This window comes from Algoriphagus terrigena DSM 22685 (assembly GCF_000429445.1).
Taxonomy (GTDB): Bacteria; Bacteroidota; Bacteroidia; order Cytophagales; family Cyclobacteriaceae; genus Algoriphagus; species Algoriphagus terrigena.
In genome coordinates this window covers 137,652-156,564 of record NZ_KE386904.1, presented here as the reverse complement: position 1 = coordinate 156,564, position 18,913 = coordinate 137,652, and the positions used below count along the sequence as shown (strand labels likewise).

The following is an 18,913-nucleotide window of genomic DNA, read 5'->3' as shown; positions in this document are numbered from 1 at the left end:
AAGATAAGGACTGAAAGTAAGTATTAAGATACTAGTATCAAGAATCTAGTACGAAGTACCAAGTCCAAAGTACCAAGTGTCGGTCGTCCCGTCAAGTCAACTGATTCAATCACCTCAACGATAGGAGAGGCCATATCAAGGTGACCACTTCACATCATGAGATTTTTCCCTGCAGTCGAAATGACTAGGAAGCCTCGTCAATCGCCTGCAGGATCACTTGGCAGGCCTGCCGAATCTGCTCCTCTGTAATAATCAAGGGCGGCGCAATTCGCATCGAATCGTCGCAAAACAAAAACCAGTCGGTGATCACACCCAGCTCGATGGCCCGGTCGATGATCGGCTTCAGCACCTCGAATGACTCAAATTCTACGGCCATCATCAGGCCTTTATTCCGGATACTTTTAATTTTGGGATGGGTTAGGAGACTTTTAAAAAGTTCAGCTTTAGCATCGACTTGCCCAACCATGTTTTCATCTTTCAGGATTTGAATTGTAGCCAACGATGCCGCTGCGCTTACCGGATGACCTCCAAAAGTGGTAATGTGGCCCAGTAGGGGATTGTTTTTGAAAACACCCATGACTTCCCTGTTTGCGATGAATGCACCGATCGGCATTCCTCCGCCCATTCCTTTGGCACAGACAACGATGTCGGGAACGATATCAAAATGCTCAAACGCCCAGAACTTGCCTGTCCGTCCAAAACCTGCCTGAATTTCATCGAGGATCAGTAGCGTGCCTGTTTCATTGCATTTTTGCCGAAGCGCTTTAAAATACTCCTTGTCAGCAACGCGGATTCCGGCTTCTCCTTGAATGGTCTCAATGATGACTGCGGCTGTTTCGGGCGTGATTTTTTCCAGATCTGAACTGTTCGCATACTGAATATGGCTGATTCCGGGCAGGAGAGGACGATAGGCACGTTTGAAGATCTCGTTGCCGCCGACGCTCAGCGAACCGTGGCTGCTGCCATGGTAGGCATTAACACAGGAGATGATTTCCCGCCGATTCGTGTATCGCTTGGCAAGTTTTAAAGCTCCTTCTACCGCTTCGGAGCCGCTGTTGACCAGATAGACGTTGTCCAGTTGACTGGGCAGCGTGTCGCAAAGGGCCTTTGCCAGCTGCGTCTGTGGTGTCTGGACATATTCCCCATACACCATCAGGTGCAGATATTTGTCCAATTGAGCTTGAATGGCTGCGATTACCTTCGGATGCCGATGGCCGACGTTGCTGACTCCGATCCCGGAGATCAAGTCGACGTATTGCTCGCCTTTTGGCCCGAAAAGGTAAATTCCCTCCGCTTTCTCCACCTCGATCAGCAGGGGGAAATCTGTCGTTTGGGCAAGATTGGAAAGAAAAATCTGGCGGTTGTTCATCTTTTAACTAGGGGTCAAAAACTTGAAAATCGGAAGAAAATACCCAATGGAAGCTTTTTGCCCTGTTTTTCCTCCAAGTAGAGCTCGCCTTGCTCCGGATTTTGCACCTCTCCGAAATTGGATTTGATCAGGTTGGCGGCGATAAGCGACGAGAAGCTGAGCGAGTACATATTCAGCAGAAGGAAGTGATCTTTTGGATCAAGGATCTCGGCGCAGGTCTTGAGCATTTCATTGATTTGCTCTTCCAGTATCCACTTTTCGCCCTCGGGTCCACGACCGTAGGCGGGAGGATCGAGGATGATTCCCTGATACACATTCCCGCGACGGGCTTCCCGCTTGATAAATTTCATCGCGTCATCGATCATCCATCGGATTCCGTCCAGTCCGGAGGATTCCATGTTGTGTTTAGACCAAGTGACGACCTGCTTCACCGAATCGAGGTGCGTCACTTCAGCTCCGGCAGCCCGGCAAGCCACGGAAGCTGCGCCTGTGTATGCGAAGAGATTGAGGACTTTTGGCTTTTGACCGGGAAAAGCTTTGATCTTTTGGAATAAATAGTCCCAGTTGACGGCTTGCTCGGGGAAAAGTCCGATGTGTTTGAAGGAAGTTTGAGCCAGATTCAGCGTCATTTTCAGCCCAGCCGCATTTTCGTAACCGATGGACCAGTTGTGAGGCATGGGTTTGATCTGCTGCCACTGGCCCTTTTCGGGGTTGTTTTTTTCCTTTGCAAAATGGGCATGTGCAAGACCTCTCCACTCGGATTCGGAAAGACTCTTGTCCCAAATAGCCTGCGGCTCAGGGCGACTGAGGATGAATTTCCCGAAGCGTTCCAGTTTTTCAAATCCCCCGGTATCGATCAGTTCGTAATCAGCCCAAGGGCCGGGGCAGAGCGAGAGGATAGTTTCTTTCATATATAGTTGTGATTTTTTTCAGCGACCATCTGGAATCTTCGCAAAGCTGATAATCATCCCAATGTTCGACGCTGGCGCCATACTCGATTCCATCGGGGCAAAAATAGAGATATTCGATTAGCAAGCTGCAATCCGGTCGAGCAAAGACTCAAAGGGCGTTTTCCCGGATGGGACTGTATCTTCGAGCTTGACAAAAATCTAGGTTCTTGGTTTTCAGCAAACTAATTTCAGCCTGGATGCGAGGCGATAGGCTAAGGCTTATTTTTTGTACTTTTGAATCAATCTGTTGTGGAAATTCTAATTTTTCCTCCGATTTCAACTTGTGACTCGCAGTTTTTTGACCCCATGTCAAAGAAATTTATCGATATCGAAAAAGCCATTCATTCTAAAAACCCCAAACTCCTCAAATGGATGCCGGGTTTCCTGTTGAATTACGTGAAGCGCGTCACACACGAGGAATGGCTAAACTCCGTTGTAAACAGGCATTTGAACAAGAAAGGGCTTGACTTTGCCGATGCACTGATCACCGAGTTTGAGATGGATGTGCAGCTCGTCGGAGCGGAAAATATCCCGAAGACGGGAGGGGTAATCATCGCGTGCAATCACCCCTTGGGCGGATTGGACGGGATTGCACTGATGCATGCCGTAGGCAAGATCAGGCCAGACGTCCGCTTTTTGGTTAATGATCTCCTGATGAGTTTCGATAATTTTGAGCCAATCTTCGTACCGGTAAACAAGCACGGAGCAAACTCGAAGAACGCAAACCTGCGGATCGAGGAAGCCTATTCCAACGGGCACGCAGTGTTGATCTTTCCGGCCGGACTTGTTTCCAGAAAGCAGGAGGGAGAAATCAAAGATCTTCAGTGGAAAAAAAGCTTTGTCTCAAAAGCAAAAAAACATCAGTTGGACGTCATCCCCTGCCATATCGGAGGGAAGAATTCTGAGTTTTTTTACAATCTTGCCAACTGGCGGAAGAAGATTGGAGTCAAGGCCAACATTGAGATGTTTTGGTTGGTCGATGAAATGTATCAACAACGGGGGAAGAAAGTTGAAATCCGGGTTGGAAAGCCCATTTCCCCGAACTTTTTTACCGCGGATAAAACAGAAATGCAGTGGGCCGAATATTTGAAAGAGTTGGTTTATAAACTGGGAGAAAGACATGTATAACGAAATGCCGATTATTTCAGCTGTAGATCGAGAACTTTTGAAAAAGGAGCTGACTCCGGAGCGTTTTCTCCGCTACACCAACAACGGAGACAACCTGGTCTACCTGGTAAACTTCCATAACGCACCAAATGTTGTTCAGGAAATCGGAAGATTGCGGGAATTGACCTTCCGGGCAGCTGGTGGGGGAACAGGAATGGAGCTCGATCTGGATGACAACGATACCTGCGAAAAATGCTACGACCAGCTCATCACCTGGAATCCGGAGGACGAGGAGATCGTGGCCGGCTATCGGGTGATCATGTGCAAAAACGCGATCGAACCAGACGGGTCAATCAATCTTTCGACGACGCACTTATTTGATTTTTCGGAGAAATTCGTCAAGGAATACATCCCCTATACCCTCGAACTGGGCAGATCATTTGTCCAGCCGATGTATCAGCCGAGCTTGGACAATCGCAAGGGACTTTTCAGTCTGGATAATCTTTGGGATGGGCTCGGCGCCGTGGTGTTGCTAAATCCGGATGTTAAATACCTTTTTGGGAAAGTGACGATGTACCCGCATTTCAACAGGGAAGGCCGGGATCTGTTACTGTATTTCATGAACCATTATTTCCCTGATCATGAGAGGCTTGTCACGCCAAAAGAAAACCTGAGGTTGAGCTATGATACTGACATTGCTTCCCAACCCAATCCTTTCGAAAACCTGGACTACAAAGAGGGATACAAACTCTTGAACGGCAGGATCAGAGCGCTTGGGGAGAATATCCCGCCGCTGATCAATACCTACATGAACCTTTCGCCAACCATGCGAACCTTCGGTACTTCCCTCAATGACGAGTTTGGTGATGTAGAGGAAACGGGGATTATGATTACGCTTTCGGATATCTACGAAAGTAAAAAGCATCGCCACATGGATACTTTTGTCCGTGATCGACGTTTTGGTAATAGGACCTAAGGTACTATGAAAAAAACGCTGGTAGTTGGAGCCACCACAGATCCCTCTCGGTATGCGTATCTGGCGGCAAAGATGCTCGATCAAAAGGGCATCGACTTCGTTCCCATCGGGATCAAGAAAGGCAATGTCTTTGGGCGCGAGATCGTGGACCTGCGGGCAAAGCCGCAATTGGAAGACATTCATACGATTACACTCTACGTCGGCCCGGCTAACCAGGCAGAGTGGATCGACTATCTGGTCGGACTGAAACCTGAGCGGATTATCTTCAATCCGGGGACAGAAAACCCGGAGTTTTTTAAGAAGGCTGCCGAAGCCGGGATAGACGTCCAGCCTGCATGTACCTTGGTTCTTCTGAGCACCGGCCGATTTTGATAGGTTTTCTCCAGCTCGAAAGCCCGTTTTTTGATCGCGTCGAAGCCTAATTGAGTTTTGGAAAAGGCTGGGATAAATGACTTTTTTTGCCTATCTTGCGTAATCTAAAATCCAACACAAAATCACCTTTCTAGGCCCGTTTTGAGGGTTTTCTCCAAAAAATATGAGTGAAGAAAAAGATAAGAAATCCGCAGATTATTCAGCGGATAATATCCAGGTATTAGAAGGCCTGGAAGCAGTCAGAAAGCGGCCTGCGATGTATATCGGCGATATTGGTATCAAAGGACTCCATCACCTGATCTGGGAAGTAGTCGATAACTCTATCGATGAGGCACTGGCAGGACATTGCGATACCATTCGAGTCACCGTCAATGAGGATAACTCGGTTACCGTAGAGGATAATGGCCGAGGTATTCCGACCGACATGCACCTCAAAGAGAAAAGGTCAGCGCTGGAAGTTGTGTTGACGGTACTTCACGCCGGGGGAAAATTCGACAAAGACACGTACAAAGTTTCCGGCGGTCTTCACGGTGTAGGGGTTTCCTGTGTCAACGCACTTTCTACAGATCTTAAAGCAACTGTCTACCGAAACGGAGTCATCGTAGAGCAGGAGTTTAAGATCGGCGTACCTCAATATCCAGCGCGCCAGGTCGGAACGACGGACAAGCGGGGGACGACCATTCATTTCTTGCCGGATGCGAGCATTTTCACCGTCACTGAGTTCAAATACGAGACGATTGCCAATCGTCTGCGGGAGATGTCCTTCCTAAATGCAGGCATCAGAATCACGCTCACAGATCTCAGAGAAGTCGAAGACGGCGTTGCCAAAAGCGACGAATTCTATTCCGAAGGCGGTCTGGTTGAGTTTGTCCAGTACTTGGATGAGACGCGTGAGAAGATCATCGACTATCCGATCTACATCGAGTCAGACCAAAACGGCGTGCCGGTTCAGGTGGCGATGAACTATAACAGTTCCTACGCTGAGAACGTGGTGTCCTATGTCAATACGATCAATACCTACGAGGGCGGGACGCACGTGACCGGTTTCAGACGTGCGCTGACCCGTACGCTGAAGTCTTACGCAGATAAATCCGGAATGCTGGAGAAGCTGAAGTTGGAGGTTTCCGGAGACGATTTCCGGGAAGGCTTGACTGCAGTGATTTCTGTAAAAGTACAAGAGCCTCAGTTTGAAGGCCAGACCAAAACCAAACTTGGAAACTCTGACGTAGTGGGTGCCGTGGACAGTGCCGTTTCGGAGACGCTCCAAAGCTGGCTGGAAGAGCATCCGAAAGAAGCCAAAACCATCGTCGGGAAGGTTATTCTTGCCGCTCAGGCCCGACACGCAGCTCGAAAAGCGCGTGAAATGGTGCAGCGGAAAAGTGTTCTTGGAGGCGGTGGCCTTCCGGGCAAGCTGGCCGATTGTGCCAATTCCGATCCTACGATCTGCGAATTGTACCTTGTGGAAGGGGACTCGGCAGGTGGATCTGCCAAGCAGGGACGCGACCGTGACTTTCAGGCGATCTTGCCATTGAAGGGTAAAATCCTCAACGTGGAGAAAGCCCACGAGCATAAGATCTACGACAACGAGGAGATCAAAAATATCCTGACCGCCCTAGGGGTGAAGCTGGGTACTGCCAATGACGATAAGGAGTTGGATATGACTGGTCTCAGATACCACAAGATCATCATCATGACGGATGCTGACATCGATGGGTCTCACATCAGAACGCTGATCTTGACTTTGTTTTTCCGATACATGAGAGCTTTGATCGAGAGTGGCTACGTCTATATCGCTTTGCCTCCCCTGTACCTTTTGAAGAGAGGAAAGGACGAGCGCTACTGCTGGACTGAGGAAGAGCGGAAGATGCTGACCGCGGAGATGGCCAAAGACGGCAGAGAAGACAGCGTCGGCATCCAGCGATACAAAGGTCTCGGAGAGATGAACCCCGAGCAGCTTTGGACCACGACCATGGATCCAAACGTGCGGTCCATCAAGCAGGTAAACATTGAGTCTGCGGCAGAAGCTGATCACTTGTTTAGCATGCTGATGGGAGACGAGGTGGCGCCACGGAGGGATTTTATAGAGAAAAACGCGAAGTACGCGAAGATCGATTCCTGATAAAGAAGGGGGCTTTTCAGTCCCCTTTTTTTAAATTATTTTTGAACTTACCCGAGAGATCGGGCAGTGTTTTATCTTGATTTTATATGAAGTTTGAATAATATGAAATTGGCAGTAGGGGATAAATACGAATCAATCATCCAAAAAAGCGATCTCGTCAGCCGGGATTTGAGCTGGGTGAAATTTAATGTGCGGGTGCTTGACCAGTCCAAAAAGGAGCACCGCTCCATCTTGGAAAAACTGAAGTTTTTGGCGATCACCGCTTCCAATTTGGATGAGTTTTTCATGATCAGGGTGGGGTCGTTGTACAACTACCTCGACTATGAAAAAGAGCGTGTAGACTATTCCGGACTGAGAGAGGAGCCCTTTAAGGAAAAACTGATGAAGGATTGTCAGCAGTTTCATCACGACCAGCACGAGCATTTTTCGCAGGTACTGCTTCCCAAGCTTCATGAAGAAGGTATCACGGTCTGCAATGTCTCCAAACTAACGGCTGAAGAGCAGGAGAAAGTCCGCCAGTATTTTCTGAAGGCGATCTACCCCATGCTCACCCCGATGGTCTACGACGGCTATCGCACCTTTCCCATCTTGATGAACAAGCTCCTGGTTTTCGGAGTGGTGACTACCAGTCCCGGAGAGCGCAAGGACATGCGCAAGATGAGCTTTGTGCAGATTCCAGCCAACATCCCGAGATTCTTTGAGGTGGAGCGGGAAAACTCCCTGACTTTGGTTCCGATCGAGGAAGTGATCCGGGAAAACATTGTCTCGCTATTCAGAAATGTGGAGATCGAGTCGATCAGCTTGTTTAGAATTACCAGAAATGGAGACTTTACGCTCGAGGAAAGTGAGGACATGGACGCCAACTTCCTCGAGGAAGTCAAGCGTAAACTCATGGAGCGGAAAACCGGTCGCGTCGTCCGGATCGAAATCGAGGAGGGCTATTCCAAATGGATGCTGAATTCCCTGCTGGAGCGCTGGAATCTAAGACCGGAGTCGGTGTACCTGATCAAGCGGGCCAGCATGATCGACTTTACCGGATTGTGGCAGATCGTCGGGAATAAGCGGTTTCGCGAGCGGCTTCCACAGATACCGGAGCCAGTCAAGCCGGTTTCATATTCCGAAGAGGGCACAGCGGATATTTTCGAAGTTTTGAAGGAGAAGGACATCCTGCTGCATCACCCTTACAACAACATCGACTCCATCCTAGACTTGATAGAGAAGGCTGCGGATGATCCCGACGTGATGGCGATCAAGATGACGATCTATCGCCTTGCCAAGGAAAGCCGGATCACCAAGACACTGCTTCGGGCTGCTGAAAACGGCAAACACGTCTCGGTACTCTTTGAGGTGAAGGCGAGATTTGACGAGGAAAATAACATCCGCGAAGCTAAGCGACTGCAAAAGGCCGGCTGCTTTGTGATCTATGGGATCTCCAATGTGAAGACCCACACCAAGTTGCTCCTGATCGTCAAAAAGGACGATTCCGAGATTACGCGGTACGTCCACTTGGGCTCAGGTAACTACAACGAGGACACGGCGCGTCTCTACACCGACATCGGCTTGCTGACTACCAACGAGACGCTGGCAAATGATGTATCCGAGTTCTTCAATGTCATTACCGGCCACTCCGTGCCGAGCACGTATAAAAACCTGATCACTGCGCCACGCGACATGCGAAACCAGCTGATCAAGTACATCGAGGAGGAAGCCGAAAATGCCAGAAAGGGCTTGCCCGCAGGTATTTTTATCAAGGTCAACTCACTGGAAGATTCCGAGACGATCTATGCACTATATCGCGCCTCGCAGTCTGGCGTGACGATCAAGCTGATCGTGCGGGGGATCTGCTGCCTGAGACCGGGAAGACCGGGACTGAGCGAAAACATCGAGGTACTTTCCCTCGTGGGAGATTTTCTGGAGCACAGCCGGATCTATCATTTCCACAACAACGGCGACACCCGGACCTATTCCGGCAGCGCCGATATGATGGTCAGGAGCTTTGACAAACGGCTGGAGTCACTCTTCAAGGTAGAGGCTCCACTGCTGGAGAAGCAGTTGATGAATATCCTGGCCTACAATCTGAAAGACAATGTGAATTCCTACGTGATGCAGGAGGACGGAAGCTATCTGGCCAAGCATCCTGTGGGTGACGAACCGGAGTTCAACGTACACCGCGAGTTTTTCAAGGTGTCAGCGGAAGAAGTATTGAGTGTGAAATTGGTAGAGTAGGAAAGAGACCAATGTCGAATGTCAATAAACAGGAAAGCCCCAAAACCGTCAGGTCTTGGGGCTTTCTTGTTTCTAATGACTATCTGTCTTAAGCTCCGGCGCTGGCAGCCGCTGCGTGCAGCTTGCCCAGCTCCTGATCGATTGTCCAGAGTCCAACACCTTCAACACCGATGATCTCAAACAGCTCAAGCGCTCTGCGGGACATGGTTTCCTCTTCACGCTGCTCAGTCACATACCATTGCATAAAGCTGAAGGTCGCAAAGTCTTTCGCCGAAAAAGCATGATCCACGATGTTGTTGATGGATTTGGTGACCAGGATTTCGTGCTCCAGGATCAACTCAAATACCTCCCGCAGTGAGTTAAAATGATGACGGACTCCGGTGATCTCCGGCTGGATGGCATGCCCTCCAGCTTCGTTGATGTATTGGAAGATCTTCATCATGTGCATCCGCTCCTCATCCGCGTGGGTGTAGAGGTATTTGGCGGCATTTGCGTAGCCCATCATGTGGCACCAAGAAGCCATGGATAAGTAGTAGGCGGAAGATTTGCCTTCCATTTCTACCTGTTTGTTGAGAAGGTCTTCCGTATCGGGGAGTAACGAACGCTGAAGCGTTACGATTTCTTTCTGTTTCATCTGTTTATAAGTTGTTTTTAAAGGTAAGGTGTAATCTCGCACGGTTGCTAAAATCCCACAGCGGGCGTTTTCGAATGCTCGATTACATGTCTTGTAAAAATTCGTTGTTTAAAATTAACCAAATCAGGGAGTATTTCATTCCCAATCTGGCCGGTTAGCCCAGAATTTAGAATTGGTTTAATTACTCTCAACAGCTTATCTGGAAAGTGGAACAGGGATTACGGCCAAGCTTTCTTCGCCGGTCTCTGAGACGGACTGAACGGCAAAGAAGTAATTGTCTTTAGAATAGGGTAAAGTCAGGGTTGTCTCGGTGGTAAAAAACTTCTTTTCCCACATCGACTCCGAGGTCTCGCGCATCAGGACATAGTAGCCTTTCACTTTGCCGAGGGCTGGAGCGTTCCAAAGCAGGATCGACTTGTTGCTCAATCCGCGCACGTCGATCTTGACCTCCTCGGGCACACCGGCGGAGTTGGCAAGTGAAGCTGCAGCGGCAAGGTTGACCGCAGATACTTTTCGCAGGTATTCGAAGTCCATGAATTCCGGCAAATCTCCGTACTGAATGCCATTTTCCATGCGGACATTTTCATGCTGATGATAGAAATTTTCATTCATCTCCGACATGCGGATCGCGGTAAATCCATTTCTCAGAAAAGGAGTCTGGTCACCGCCGCGGAGGAATCGGTCGCTTCTGTAGATCAGCTTGACCTCCATCTGATCGACGTAGCGCTCGCCGACTTCCTTGATATATCGGGCCAATTGACGGGACTTGCTGTCGTTGTCGGCACTGATGGAGCGGCGAAGGCCTGCCTGCTGTTCGGTCTCGGAGAGGGAAATGGTCTCGGAAAAGATCCGGACTTTGGTGTTGTCGCTGATGTTGGTCTCGGATGAGTTGCTGTTGCCGACGATGTCGTTATTCAGCACGCCGGCGATGTTCCAGCCTTCGGTTTTGGCTTTGTCGGCGAGGTAAGTAGCACCTTTGAGTCCTTGCTCTTCCCCTGTGAACGCCACAAAAAGAACCGTGGCTGAAAACTCCATCTTGGCCATGACGCGGGCCAGTTCGATCACAGCTGCTACGCCGCTGCCGTCGTCATTGGCACCCGGCGCACCGCCCTCGGCATCCATCACGTCTTTGTTTCGGGAGTCCAAATGCCCCGAGACGATGAAGATCCGGTCATCTGCAGGATCAGTTCCTTTCAGCGTGGCGATCACATTGGCGACTTTTGCATCGGCAGTGATCCGACGGCCATCGGCAGGGGTGACGAAGTCGGCTATCTCCGCAGTCATTCGTCCATTGGAAGCGGTCGCAAAGGAGTTGAACTTGTCGAGAACATAGCGCTGGGCGGCTGGCATGCCGCTTTTGTCGTCGACGCTCAGCGTGTGTCTGGAGTTGAAGGCGGCCAAGTCGTAGATGTATTTCTTGAGAGAATCAGCCGAGACCTCAGCGACCAGTTTTTCAATTTTCGGGTTTCGGTCCACGATCGTTTGGGCGTGTGAGTTCCAGATCGTGAGGACGAGAAAAAGGGCGAATAAAGTTTTGCGCATAGTAGTTTGGTTTTAACCTTAACCCTAAATTTATCCGAATCCCTTTTAACCCAAGCAACTTTTATATGAACAGCTTCACATTACCCCAAACCGGGACTTATCCTTCTTTTTATCACACCTACATCTCTAAACTTTCTGAAGAAAACTATCTGGAGCTCATCCTTTCACAGGTCGCTGAGATGAAGGATTTGTTTCGATCCAAAGAAGGAGATTGGGATAGTACTCCTTACGCACCCGGAAAGTGGACTCCCAAGGAAGTCCTGGGACATATCACTGACACGGATCGGATCATGACTTTTCGCGCGCTGTGCTTTTCCCGTGGGGATCAAAATTCCCTGCCGGGCTTTGACCAGGATCCCTATGTCCTCAATGCCCAATACAATCATGTGCAGATCGAACTGCTCTTGGCCGATTTCGAAGCGGAGCGGACCGCGCTGATGACCCTGGTGCGATCGCTGAATGACAATGTGCTGGACAATATTGGCACGGCTAACGGTAACTTAATCTCCCCAAGATCCCTTTTTTGGATCATTCCAGGGCATTTCATCCATCATCTCAACATCCTCAAAGAACGCTATTGATCCATGATCCTACCTATCGCAATCATTGACGCCTTCACGGACAGGGCGTTTTCGGGTAATCCCGCAGCGGTTTGCCTGTTAGATCATTCCCTCTCCGCCGCCCAAATGCAGTCCATCGCTATGGAGATGAATCTGAGCGAAACGGCTTTCGTCGAGCGAACTTCTGAGCACGGCGTGTTTTCGCTCCGCTGGTTTACGCCAGCGGTGGAGATCGACCTATGCGGACATGCCACCTTGGCATCGGCTTTTTGGATGAACGAATGCGGCTGGGCTTCTGATCTGGAGACCATCCGGTTTCAGACGAGAAGCGGAGAGCTACGGGTCAAAACAAAAGAGGGACAACTCACGATGGATTTCCCTCTGATTCCGACGTTTTCCGACATGCATCCCTTCTTTAGCGCCGAGCTGTTTGGCAACAAAGTCGTTCACGCCGCCCAGCTTCCGAGATGTTGGATCTTTGAGTTGGAAAGTGAAAAAGCCGTGCGGGAATTTATTCCTGACTTTGGCGAAATCGCAGAAAACAGCGACCTCGGATTTGTGATCACCGCGCCCGGAGACGGAGCGCACGACATCGTCAGCCGCTTTTTTGGACCAAACGTGGGAATCAATGAAGATCCTGTCACAGGTTTTGTGCATTGTGCTTTGATCGATTATTGGGGCCAGAAGACGGGGAAAACCCAGCTGAAAGCCTTTCAGGCAAGTCAGCGGGGAGGGGAGCTCTTTCTGGAAAAGCATGACGACCGTGTCTTGATCAGTGGAAATGCGGTCAAAGTCTTGGTCGGTACCTTGGAAATCTCCTGAGCCATGGAAACCAAAAGAATCCCGAGACTGCATCCCGTACACAAAGTTTTCAAGCGGATAACGGACTACTGGTTGAACGACGCGAGCTTTCTGGTGCTGATGGTTGCCTTGGTTTTCACCGTTTTTGTGTTGCCCGTTTTGATTGACTACGGCCACGTCAAGATACTTTTTGTCAACATCGTTTTCATCTTTTTGTTCTTTACCGGCATTTGGATGTCGGACAATAAGTTGCTGATCGGGTTGACCACGATCCTGTTTTTGTGCCAGTTGGTGTTGCGGATCTTGCGGTTTAGCGACTTGCCGGTGGAGTTTTATTTGCAGGAACGGATCATCGGATTGCTTAACATGATGGTGTTCATCTTCCTCAATATCAGATTGCTTTTCAGGAATTATGAGATCAACCTCTTTCGGATCATCGGGGCGATCAACGTCTATTTGCTGGTTGCAATCTTGGGCGCTTTTGCTTTGGAAGTGATTCAGATCAGTGTCGGTTCGTCTATCTCCGGGATCTCTGGAGATGCGTCTATCAAGGAACTGACAGGGGTGGATCAGGATTTTTCGGCCTACATCTATTTCAGTTTGGTGTCCTTGACCACAGTGGGGTATGGAGACTATCTTCCTGTAAACATCATGTCAAAAATGCTGGCGGTGATGCTGTCTACCACCGGCATCCTCTATCCAGCGGTGGTGATCGCCAAGCTGGTGGGGTCGAGTACGGTCGAAAAACACTAAAAGAATCCCCATTCCTGTAAAATCGAGTCTCAACAACCATATTTCCTCGCTATTTTTTCAATAAACTTAGAAACCACGCCTTATGAAGAAAATCTATTTAAGCATGTTGCTTTTAGTTTGCTTTGGTGTCACCCTGGCACAAACCGAACTGACAACCCAACGTAAGATCCCGGTAGAAACCAAGGTGGAAACCACCGCCGAGGTTACCATCAAGGGCAAGCGGGTTCCGTACAAAGCCACGGCCGGCACGCAGCCGGTTTGGGATGAAAAAGGAGAACCGATTGCCTCGCTTTTCTACACCTACTACGAAAGAACCGACATCGCTGACAAGACCACGCGTCCCTTGGTTATCAGCTTCAACGGCGGACCCGGTTCGGCGTCGATCTGGATGCACTTGGCCTACACCGGCCCGGTGATCCTGAATATCGATGACGAGGGCTATCCAGTCCAGCCATATGGCACCAAAGCCAATCCGCATTCGATCTTGGACGTAGCGGACATCGTCTACATCGATCCGGTCAACACGGGTTATTCCAGAATGGTCAAAGAAGATACGCCAAGAGCAACTTTCTTTGGGATCAATTCTGACATCAAATACCTGTCGGATTGGGTCAATACCTTTGTGACCCGCGCCAACAGATGGGCTTCGCCAAAGTATCTGATCGGCGAAAGCTATGGCACCACCCGAGTGGCTGGCATCGTGGCTCAGCTGCAAGATGCGCATTGGATGTATTTCAACGGAGTAATCCTGGTGTCTCCGACCGACATGGGAATCGAGCGTGAAGGTCCGGTGAAGATGGCGAACTACTGGCCATACTACGCCGCTACCGCTTGGTATCACAAGGCGTTGCCTGCAGACTTGCAGAGCAAAGATCTAGATGAGTTGCTGGCAATTGTAGAGCCGTTTGCGCTCAATGAAGTGCTGCCGGCGATGTCAAAAGGAGGAATGCTTTCGGAAACCGAAAGAGACGCCATTGCGACCAAGATGGCCTACTATTCAGGCTTGAGCAAGGAGTCCATTCTTAGCTATAACCTCATGGTGCCAACCGGCTTTTTCTGGAAGGAACTGCTGAGAGAACGTGACGGAATGACGATCGGTCGCCTGGATAGCCGCTACAAAGGCATCGACCGAATGGACACGGGAAGTTCTCCTGATTTTGATCCGGCCCTGACCAGCTGGAATCATGCGTTTGCTCCGGCATTTCAGGTTTATGCCAAAAACACGCTGAAATTCAACACTGACCTCACCTACAATCTTTTCGGTCCGGTTCATCCTTGGGATAGAAGCAACGAGACGACCGGGTATGATTTGGGAACTGCCATGCGTCAGAATCCATACTTACACCTCATGGTTCAGTCTGGATATTATGATGGTGGCACCGACTATTTCAATGCCAAATACAGCACCTGGCACATCGATCCGAACGGGAAGTTGAAAGACCGCATCGACTTCAAAGGCTACCGCTCTGGACACATGATGTACCTGAGAGCTGAGGACTTAGCGACGTCAAATGAAGACATTCGTGTGTTTATCCAGAAGTCCACCGTTGCGCCTGGCCAGCCCGCGAAGAACTAAGATCGAAGAATCATCAGGATAAAAGCCCGGGAGAAATTTCGGGCTTTTTTGATACTCACGTTTTTGAAAAGATACAGTCAACGATACGCCAGATTTGATCAACTGCCGCGGTATTATCGTTGAGGTTAAACAAAAGCACATTTACAAGCAACCATGAAACCCAAAAACCTATTCAGTTTTCTTATAGCATTGATTTGCACTTCAGGTTTCGCTCAGGAAGCAAGCTATCTCACCATAAGTTGGAAGCAGGTAGCGACCAAGATGCCTGACGCTTGGTATGGATCGGATGAGGCTAAAGCAGTGGCCGAAAACGTCCTGCTGAACCAAAAAGACATCGGGGGCTGGGAGAAAAACAAAGAGTTTCACCAGCCCTTGTCCGACTCAGTAAAGTCCGGGATCATCGCGACCAAAGCCAAAATAGGAGCCACTTTTGACAATGGAGCAACCATCACCGAGATGAGGTTTTTGGCGAAAGTGTATGCTCATCTACAGGACGAACGCTATAAGGAAGCGTTTGAAAGGGGCTTGAATTACATCCTTATCTCCCAATACGACAATGGCGGATGGCCGCAGTTTTTCCCCATTCGTGGGGGAAAGGTAGACTACTCGACGCACATCACCTACAATGACGACGCGATGGTGAACACGCTGAGATTTCTCAAAGAGATCTATTCTGGGGACAAAGCCTATTCCTCCTTGAAGCTCGATCCGGAACTAATAGCAAAAGCACAAAAGTCATTTGACGCAGGGATTGACTGCATTCTGAAAACCCAAATCGTGGTAAATGGTCAGCGTACCGTCTGGTGTGCCCAGCATGATGAAAAAACGTTTGCTCCCGCAAAGGCCCGTGCGTACGAGTTGCCGTCGTTTAGCGGCAGCGAATCTGCCGGAATTGTGCTGTTGCTGATGAGACTGGACGATCCTTCCAAGGAAGTGATCGCCGCAGTGGATGGAGCGATTCAATGGTTTGAAGCACATCAGATCGAAGGAATCAGCGTAGAAACCGAAACCGATTCGGAGGGAAAAAAGAACCGCATCGTGGTGGAGAACAAGAACGCAGCGCCTCTGTGGGCCCGCTTCTACGATCTGGAAACCGAGCAACCCTTCTTTTGTGATCGCGATGGGATCAAGAAAAACTCACTCGCCGAGATCGGTTACGAGCGCCGCAACGGCTATAGTTGGTACACGAATGCTCCGTCTAAAGTATTGGCGGCTTATCCTGAGTGGAAAAGGAAGGTTGAGGGAGAGTAACTAGGCCCTGAAATACTTTCTCTTCAACCAAAAAGACACACGGACCAACAGGATCAATGCTGGCACCTCCACCAGCGGGCCGATCACTCCGGCGAATGCCTGACCGGAGTTTAAGCCAAACACCGCAATCGCGACAGCAATCGCCAGCTCAAAATTGTTTCCGGCAGCGGTGAACGCCACAGCAGCAGACTTGTCATACTCGGCACCCATTGCTTTGGTTACGAAAAAGCCGATTAAAAACATCAATGCAAAGTAAACCAAGAGGGGAACAGCAATTCTTACCACATCCATCGGGATCTGTACGATGAGTTCGCCTTTCAGGGAAAACATCACCACGATCGTGAAGAGCAAAGCCACCAGCGTGATAGGCGAAATGGCAGGAATGAAGGTGTTTTTGTACCAATCCCCACCTTTTGCTTTCACCAAAATCACCCGTGTCAAAATCCCCATCAAAAACGGGATACCGAGATAGATGGCGACACTTTCGGCTATTGTTGCGATAGAAATATCCACGATGGCTCCGTCGAAACCAAAATAGGGAGGGAGGACGGTGATAAATATCCAGGCGTAGAAGCTGTACGCAAAGACCTGAAAAATACTGTTCAGCGCGACCAAGCCGGCACCATACTCGCTGCTTCCTTCTGCCAGATCATTCCACACCAGCACCATCGCGATACACCTCGCCAACCCGATCAGGATCAAGCCTACCATGTATTCCGGGTAGTCTTGGAGGAAGATCAAAGCCAGGGCAAACATCAGTATCGGCCCAATGATCCAGTTCAAAACCAGGGAAATAGTGAGGATTTTTACATTCTTGAAGACCTTCGGCAGCAGCTTGTAGTCCTCTTTGGCCAGCGGAGGATACATCATCAGGATCAGACCAATAGCAATCGGAATATTCGTGCTGCCCACACTGAAAGAGTCGATTACGGAGGAGCTCGATGGATAGAAATAGCCTATTCCAACGCCCACCGCCATGGCCAGGAATATCCAAAGAGTCAGGTATTGATCAAGAAAACTTAACTTTTTGCTCCCCATCAGCTACCTACAATGGCGATTTGAGAGAAAACATAGAACATCTCAGCAGCAATCTGCATCGATCGCTCATCATATTTCTCTGCTTCCTCAGGTGTATCGTCGAAGGCCTTTGGATCTTCATAGCGCACAGGAATTCTGCTTTCAGCTCCGGGGATAAAAGGGCAATTTTCGTCCGCATGAGCGCAGGTCATCACCGCCGCAAATCGATCCGTGCGATTGATTGGGTCGTCGAAAAGCTTGGAAAATGCAGCGATCGGCTCGGCATCATCCGAGTGGAAGATGAAGTAGGTCGGATTTTCCTCTCCCTTTTTGGTCACTCGGAATCCGCTGCGTTTGATCGAATCAACCGCCCGCTCATTGAAAGCAGTCACTTCAACACCCCCGGAAAAGCAATGTGCCGAAACTCCAAAACAGTCTGCAGCGGTCTGTGCCCAAATCTGGGAAAACTGGCTTCTGCGCGAATTGTGCGTACAGATAAAGTTGAGATCTGCGGCATCTCCCGCGTCAGCTTTGCTCTGAATGTACTCGACCAAAACCTTGAGAATCTGCTTCCTGTCTTCGGAAATGGCCAGCGATCTGGCCATTTCCACAGTATTTTCAAGCTTTGGCAGCAAGCCAAATCCGTTTTTGGACATATTGGATAAATTGAATAGGAGGTATTTTGTTGGTTGGAAAAAGGGTCCTCAGACAGATTCGAGGATTAATTTCAACTCAACAGCAGCCTGATCCAGGGGCGCAAGAGGACTGACTTGCAGTCAAGGCAGACAGTCTGATGGTTCGCTTTTGCGCTGGTACACTGCAATTCTCTTTTGCAAGACAATCGGTTTGCTTGATAGTCAACTGGAAATTAACCCCATCAAAGTCCAGCCCAAACTTGCCGATGGTATCCGCCTGATATTCCACCTCGACCTCAAGATCTTCCAACTCCAGGACTTTCTCCGAAAGCTCAATGATGTGTACCAATTTCTCTGGATGCAGTCGGTGATTATAATCGTCCGCATTCCAAAGTTGAAAATTGGCGACATTTTCATTCCTCACAGTTCCACCACAGTCGATGAAATGCTTCGAAATTTTCCCCACTTCGGTGACGTGAAAATGAGTAGGAACCAAGTCTCCATTGGGAAGTTGAAAGGCGATGGAGTCCAACTGGCTCAGAGCGGATTTAATTTCTGATAGCTTCATTTTGTTATTTGTTTATTGCGATAATACGATTAATAGAGTCAAATTTTTTTAACAGCAATTCCCTTTGGTTGCGATATCCTGATCGAAAAACTTATTCAACATTTCCTTCATCTTGTTCCAGTTTTCGCGGTGAATGCAATAGCAGACGCTCGTTCCTTCCACGTTTCCCTTGATCAGTCCGAGCTGTTTTAGCTCTTTCAGATGCTGGGAAATGGTCGGTTGAGCCAGCCCAATCTCGATGACCAAATCCCCGCAGACGCAAGTGTCCATCTTAAAAAGGTGCTGAAGAATCGCAACTCTGGCCGGATGAGCGAAAGCCTTAGCAAAGACAGCGATCTCGTTTTGCTGCTCAGAAAATATCTCCGTTTTGGTAAGTCCCATGGGTTATAATTGTTTCATTGCAATATTACGATTAAATCGATTTCCAAAGCAAGGGCTTTGAGAAAATTTTCAAAAA

Annotated in this window: 18 protein-coding genes; 10 read left to right on the top strand and 8 right to left on the bottom strand. The window is 49.2% G+C overall.

The window, feature by feature from the left end; genetic code table 11:
• Positions 1–184 precede the first annotated feature (184 nt).
• Positions 185–1,369, bottom strand: coding sequence for an aspartate aminotransferase family protein (locus G459_RS0124560; protein ID WP_026969948.1), 1,185 nt, complete (start codon positions 1,367–1,369; stop codon positions 185–187).
• Between the two features lie 14 nt (positions 1,370–1,383).
• Positions 1,384–2,280 carry a class I SAM-dependent methyltransferase gene (locus tag G459_RS0124555; protein WP_026969947.1) on the bottom strand — a complete coding sequence of 299 codons (897 nt, stop codon included), beginning with the start codon at positions 2,278–2,280 and terminating at the stop codon, positions 1,384–1,386.
• Between the two features lie 345 nt (positions 2,281–2,625).
• On the opposite strand from G459_RS0124555, the gene glsA reads away from it, so the two are divergent.
• The 5 genes from glsA to ppk1 all read left to right on the top strand — a co-directional run bounded on the left by glsA (position 2,626) and on the right by ppk1 (position 9,119).
• Positions 2,626–3,447 (top strand): lyso-glycine lipid O-acyltransferase GlsA, encoded by an 822-nt coding sequence (gene glsA / locus G459_RS0124550; RefSeq protein ID WP_026969946.1) that lies wholly within the window; start codon positions 2,626–2,628, stop codon positions 3,445–3,447.
• Positions 3,440–4,402 carry a glycine N(alpha)-acyltransferase GlsB gene (glsB, locus tag G459_RS0124545; protein WP_026969945.1) on the top strand — a complete coding sequence of 321 codons (963 nt, stop codon included), beginning with the start codon at positions 3,440–3,442 and terminating at the stop codon, positions 4,400–4,402. Before glsA ends, glsB begins: the two co-directional genes overlap by 8 nt.
• A gap of 6 nt (positions 4,403–4,408) precedes the next feature.
• Positions 4,409–4,774 carry a CoA-binding protein gene (locus tag G459_RS0124540; protein WP_026969944.1) on the top strand — a complete coding sequence of 122 codons (366 nt, stop codon included), beginning with the start codon at positions 4,409–4,411 and terminating at the stop codon, positions 4,772–4,774.
• Between the two features lie 163 nt (positions 4,775–4,937).
• A complete protein-coding gene (gene gyrB, locus G459_RS0124535) occupies positions 4,938–6,893 on the top strand; it encodes a DNA topoisomerase (ATP-hydrolyzing) subunit B (protein ID WP_026969943.1) in 1,956 nt (651 codons plus the stop codon).
• Positions 6,894–6,995: 102 nt separating this feature from the next.
• Entirely contained in the window at positions 6,996–9,119 is a 2,124-nt protein-coding gene (ppk1, locus tag G459_RS0124530) for a polyphosphate kinase 1 (protein ID WP_026969942.1), read from the top strand.
• An 88-nt stretch (positions 9,120–9,207) separates the two neighbouring features.
• On the opposite strand, the gene G459_RS0124525 is transcribed toward ppk1, so the two are convergent.
• Both G459_RS0124525 and G459_RS0124520 read right to left on the bottom strand, forming a co-directional pair.
• Complete coding sequence (locus G459_RS0124525; RefSeq protein ID WP_026969941.1) at positions 9,208–9,753, bottom strand: ferritin; 546 nt, start codon at positions 9,751–9,753, stop codon at positions 9,208–9,210.
• 195 nt (positions 9,754–9,948) lie between these two features.
• Complete coding sequence (locus G459_RS0124520) at positions 9,949–11,295, bottom strand: M20/M25/M40 family metallo-hydrolase (RefSeq protein ID WP_026969940.1); 1,347 nt, start codon at positions 11,293–11,295, stop codon at positions 9,949–9,951.
• Positions 11,296–11,360: 65 nt separating this feature from the next.
• Between G459_RS0124520 and G459_RS0124515 the strand changes: the two genes are divergently transcribed.
• The 5 genes from G459_RS0124515 to pelA all read left to right on the top strand — a co-directional run bounded on the left by G459_RS0124515 (position 11,361) and on the right by pelA (position 16,236).
• The gene (locus tag G459_RS0124515) at positions 11,361–11,876 is read left to right on the top strand and encodes a DinB family protein (protein WP_026969939.1); all 516 of its coding nucleotides are present in this window, start codon (positions 11,361–11,363) and stop codon (positions 11,874–11,876) included.
• Positions 11,877–11,879: 3 nt separating this feature from the next.
• On the top strand, positions 11,880–12,677 hold the full coding sequence (locus tag G459_RS0124510; RefSeq protein ID WP_026969938.1) for a PhzF family phenazine biosynthesis protein: 798 nt from the start codon (positions 11,880–11,882) through the stop codon (positions 12,675–12,677).
• A 3-nt stretch (positions 12,678–12,680) separates the two neighbouring features.
• Positions 12,681–13,409, top strand: coding sequence for a potassium channel family protein (locus tag G459_RS0124505; protein WP_035456996.1), 729 nt, complete (start codon positions 12,681–12,683; stop codon positions 13,407–13,409).
• A gap of 82 nt (positions 13,410–13,491) precedes the next feature.
• Positions 13,492–14,985 carry a S10 family peptidase gene (locus G459_RS0124500; RefSeq protein WP_026969936.1) on the top strand — a complete coding sequence of 498 codons (1,494 nt, stop codon included), beginning with the start codon at positions 13,492–13,494 and terminating at the stop codon, positions 14,983–14,985.
• 153 nt (positions 14,986–15,138) lie between these two features.
• Positions 15,139–16,236 (top strand): pectate lyase, encoded by a 1,098-nt coding sequence (gene pelA, locus G459_RS28545; protein WP_035456994.1) that lies wholly within the window; start codon positions 15,139–15,141, stop codon positions 16,234–16,236.
• On the opposite strand, the gene arsB is transcribed toward pelA, so the two are convergent.
• The 4 genes from arsB to G459_RS0124475 all read right to left on the bottom strand — a co-directional run bounded on the left by arsB (position 16,237) and on the right by G459_RS0124475 (position 18,837).
• Positions 16,237–17,274, bottom strand: coding sequence for an ACR3 family arsenite efflux transporter (gene arsB, locus G459_RS0124490; protein WP_026969935.1), 1,038 nt, complete (start codon positions 17,272–17,274; stop codon positions 16,237–16,239).
• Complete coding sequence (locus G459_RS0124485) at positions 17,274–17,909, bottom strand: low molecular weight phosphatase family protein (protein ID WP_026969934.1); 636 nt, start codon at positions 17,907–17,909, stop codon at positions 17,274–17,276. Before G459_RS0124485 ends, arsB begins: the two co-directional genes overlap by 1 nt.
• A gap of 76 nt (positions 17,910–17,985) precedes the next feature.
• Positions 17,986–18,456: a DUF6428 family protein gene (locus G459_RS0124480; protein WP_026969933.1), complete on the bottom strand. Its 471-nt coding sequence runs from the start codon at positions 18,454–18,456 to the stop codon at positions 17,986–17,988.
• A 48-nt stretch (positions 18,457–18,504) separates the two neighbouring features.
• Positions 18,505–18,837 (bottom strand): ArsR/SmtB family transcription factor, encoded by a 333-nt coding sequence (locus G459_RS0124475; protein ID WP_026969932.1) that lies wholly within the window; start codon positions 18,835–18,837, stop codon positions 18,505–18,507.
• Positions 18,838–18,913: the final 76 nt, after the last annotated feature.